General features: G+C 58.1%; 5 protein-coding genes. 4 read left to right on the top strand and 1 reads right to left on the bottom strand.

Annotated features, from left to right (window positions below; all coding sequences use genetic code 11):
* Positions 1-272 (bottom strand): winged helix DNA-binding protein (locus tag ACIQ47_RS15350; protein WP_396438916.1); only part of this gene is annotated, 272 nt, incomplete at its 3' end.
* A gap of 213 nt (positions 273-485) precedes the next feature.
* On the opposite strand from ACIQ47_RS15350, the gene ACIQ47_RS15345 reads away from it, so the two are divergent.
* The 4 genes from ACIQ47_RS15345 to rdgC form a co-directional block, all read left to right on the top strand.
* Positions 486-1,460, top strand: a complete 975-nt coding sequence (locus tag ACIQ47_RS15345; RefSeq protein ID WP_396438915.1) for a TRAP transporter substrate-binding protein — start codon at positions 486-488, stop codon at positions 1,458-1,460.
* 4 nt (positions 1,461-1,464) lie between these two features.
* Positions 1,465-1,974 (top strand): TRAP transporter small permease, encoded by a 510-nt coding sequence (locus tag ACIQ47_RS15340; protein WP_396438914.1) that lies wholly within the window; start codon positions 1,465-1,467, stop codon positions 1,972-1,974.
* A 6-nt stretch (positions 1,975-1,980) separates the two neighbouring features.
* On the top strand, positions 1,981-3,282 hold the full coding sequence (locus ACIQ47_RS15335) for a TRAP transporter large permease (protein WP_396438913.1): 1,302 nt from the start codon (positions 1,981-1,983) through the stop codon (positions 3,280-3,282).
* Between the two features lie 94 nt (positions 3,283-3,376).
* Positions 3,377-3,606 (top strand): recombination-associated protein RdgC (gene rdgC, locus ACIQ47_RS15330; protein WP_396438912.1); only part of this gene is annotated, 230 nt, incomplete at its 3' end.

Here is a 3,606-nt window from a genome sequence, read left to right as displayed (position 1 = left end):
GTGTCTTCGATGTTCATGATGAAACAAATGTCGGCCAGGCGCTTGTCACGGGCGCGGTGCGTCACATGGTGCAGCACCAGCACATCGAGCGGCGTCAAATCCTTCAGGCCCGCCGCCGACATGCAGTGGATGACCCAGCGGTGAAATGCGTTGCCCGCCACGATCAGGCCGAACTCGAACTCGCTCATCTCGGCGCTGTCGGGCGATACCAGATGGGCCGAAGAGACGATGGGGTTGGCGTTCGCGATGGCAGTTGAATTTTTGCGCGGCATTAGAGGTGTTCAGACAAGTGAGGACACAAAGTTTATGTCCGTTAATGACAATTTACCAACAATTTGTTGACATTAAGGGAAAACACCAATCACACCCAGGCCTCAACTTGCTTACATTGAACTCCTGACAGATGCACCCGATGCGCGCACCAAGCGGGCACCTTTCTTGCACTGCCCAGTGAACCGTTCATTCCATCTTTCACAGGAGTTCTCATGCAAAGTCGCGCCCTTCACCTCAGCCTGCTGGCTGGCCTGCTCGCTGTTTCCGGCTTCGTGTCGGCCCAAACCAAATGGGACCTGCCCGCCGCTTACCCGGCCACCAACTTCCACTCGGTCAACATGACCCAGTTTGCCGCCGATGTGGACAAAGCCACAGCGGGCAAACTCAAAATCACGGTGCATGCTAACGCCTCGCTGTTCAAGGCCCCGGAAATCAAGCGCGCTGTGCAAGGTGGGCAGGCCCAGCTGGGCGAAATTTTGCTGGTGAACTTCCAAAACGAATGGCAACCCTTTGGTGCAGACGGCCTGCCTTTTTTGGCCGACAGCTACGACGAGTCCATGAAGCTCTACAAAGCGCAAAAGCCGCTACTGGAAAAGAAATTGGCCGAGCAAGGCATGATGCTGTTGTATTCGGTGGCCTGGCCCCCACAGGGCATTTTCAGCAAAAAGCCGATCAACAGCGCGGCTGACCTCAAGGGCATCAAGTGGCGCGCCTACAGCCCCACCACTGCCAAGATTGCTGAACTGGTCGGCGCGCAACCTGTGACCGTGCAAGCCGCCGAGTTTTCTCAGGCCTTGGCCACGGGCGTGGTCGAATCCACCATGACTTCTGGTGCCACCGGTGTGGACAGCAAGCTGTTCGAGCACCTCAAGTTCTACTACGACGTGCAAGCCTGGTTGCCCAAAAACGCGGTGATTGCCAACAAGAAAGCTTTCGACGCGCTCGACAAACCCACCCAGGACGCCTTGCTCAAAGCCGCTGCAGAGGCTGAAACCCGGGGCTGGACCGAATCGCGCAAGGTCAACACCAGCACCTTGGAAATCCTCAAGACCAACGGCATGACGATTGCGCCGCCTTCTGCCCAGCTCAAGGCCGACATGAAAAAGGTGGGCGACACCATCATGAAGGAATGGCTGGACAAGTCAGGCGCTGAAGGCAAGGCCATCATCGACGCCTACAAGCGTTGAACCCATGCGCCGACTGCTGAACGCGATTTATGCCAGCTCCGCCGCCTTGGCGGCGCTGAGCATGTGCGGCCTTTTGTTCATGGTGCTGCTGTCCATCCTGAGTCGGCAGCTCCATTTCCATGTGCCCGGCACCGATGCTTATGCCGGTTACCTCATGGCTGGCGCTGGCTTTTTGGCGCTGGCCCATACGCTCAAGCGTGGCGAACACATCCGCGTCACCTTGGTCTTGGGTTTGTTCAAAGGCGGCGCACGCAAGGGCCTGGAAATTTTCAGCCTGAGTCTGGCCAGCTTGCTGGCTTGTCTGTTTGCCTTCTACAGCTGCCGCCTGGTGTGGCAGTCGATTGAGTTTCACGACATCTCGACCGGCAACGATGCCACGCCTTTGTGGATTCCGCAATTGGTCATGGCGCTGGGCACGCTGATTTTTGCGCTGGCTTTTGTCGATGAGCTGGTGCTGGAAATCCGCGGCCAACGAGCCGACACTGCAAGCGGCGAGATGCTGCGCAACGAATGACCCGCCATGAATGATTTGATGATCGCAGGACTGCTGGTCCTGACCTTGTTTTTGATTTTGGGCAGTGGTGTCTGGATTGGCCTCACGCTCTCGGGCGTGGCCTGGGTGGGCATGCAAATGTTCTCAGCGCGGCCTGCGGGTGATGCGATGGCCGTGACCATTTGGGGCTCGGCTTCAAGCTGGACCCTCACCGCCCTGCCCTTGTTCATCTGGATGGGCGAAATTCTGTTTCGCACGCGCCTGAGCCAAGACATGTTCAAAGGCCTAGCACCTTGGATGCAAGCCTTACCTGGTCGCTTGCTGCACACGAATGTGGTGGGGTGCGCCATCTTTGCCGCCGTGTCGGGATCGAGTGCCGCCACTTGCGCCACGATTGGCAAGATGACCTTGCCCGAGCTGCAAAAACGCGGCTACCCCGAGGACATGGTCATTGGCACGCTGTCCGGCTCGGGCACGCTGGGCCTCTTGATTCCGCCATCAATCATCATGATCGTTTATGGCGTGGCGGCCGATGTGTCGATTGCTCAGTTGTTCATTGCTGGCGTCTTGCCGGGCTTGATGCTGGCGGGGCTTTTTTCGGGCTACATCATTTATTGGTCACTGCGTCACCCCGACCAGATTCCGCCACGCGACGCCCCCATGAGCTTTGTGCAGAAGTTGCAAGCGTCCAGCAGCCTGATCCCGGTGGTGCTTTTGATCGCGGCCGTCTTGGGTTCGATCTACACCGGCTTTGCCACCGCCACCGAAGCTGCGGCCGTGGGCGTGGTCGGGGCCTTGGTGCTGTCCACACTGCAGGGCTCCATGAGTTGGGCTGTGTTCAAGGACGCCCTGATGGGGGCCACTCGCCTGTACTGCATGATCGCGTTGATTTTGGCGGGCGCTGCCTTTTTGACCTTGTCCATGGGCTACATCGGCCTGCCGCGCCACCTGGCCGAATGGATCGGTGGTCTCGGCCTCAGCCGTTTCGAACTCATCATGGCCTTGATGGTGTTTTTCATCATTCTGGGCTGCTTTCTTGACGGTATTTCGATGGTGGTTTTGACCATGGGCGTGTTGATGCCCACGGTGCAAAAAGCGGGCATCGACCCGATTTGGTTCGGCATCTTCATCGTGTTTGTGGTTGAGATGGCGCAAATCACGCCGCCTGTGGGCTTCAACCTGTTTGTGCTGCAAGGCATGACGGGCAAACAGCTGCCCTACATCGCCCGCGTCTCCATGCCCATGTTCTTCTTGATGATGGGCGCTGTGCTGCTGATTTACTTTGTACCGGGCATCGTGACCTGGCTGCCCACCCAGATGAAACTCTGACGGTAGGCACCCATTCATCCCCTATGATTCAACCCGTCCCCAAAGGACGGGTTGTTCATTTGGGGTGATAAGGATTGCTGTGTTCAAAAATGTGATGGTTTACCGCATCGGCGAGGGCTTTGCGCCCGCATTGGCCGATGTGCAGGCGGCGCTGGAGCCGGTGCAATTTGTGGAGTGTGGCGCCAGCCAAGACAAATCCATTGGCTGGGTGCCGCCCCGGGGCGAGGCCTATGGCCCGCTGGTCGAATCGGTCTCGGGTCAGTGGATCATGAAGCTGATGATCGAGTCCAAGGCCGTGCCCGGCAATGTGGTGCGCCGCAAGGT

Source organism: Limnohabitans sp. (assembly GCF_044373035.1).
Lineage (GTDB): Bacteria > Pseudomonadota > Gammaproteobacteria > Burkholderiales > Burkholderiaceae_C > Limnohabitans_A.
This window is presented reverse-complemented; position numbering and strand designations above follow the sequence as displayed.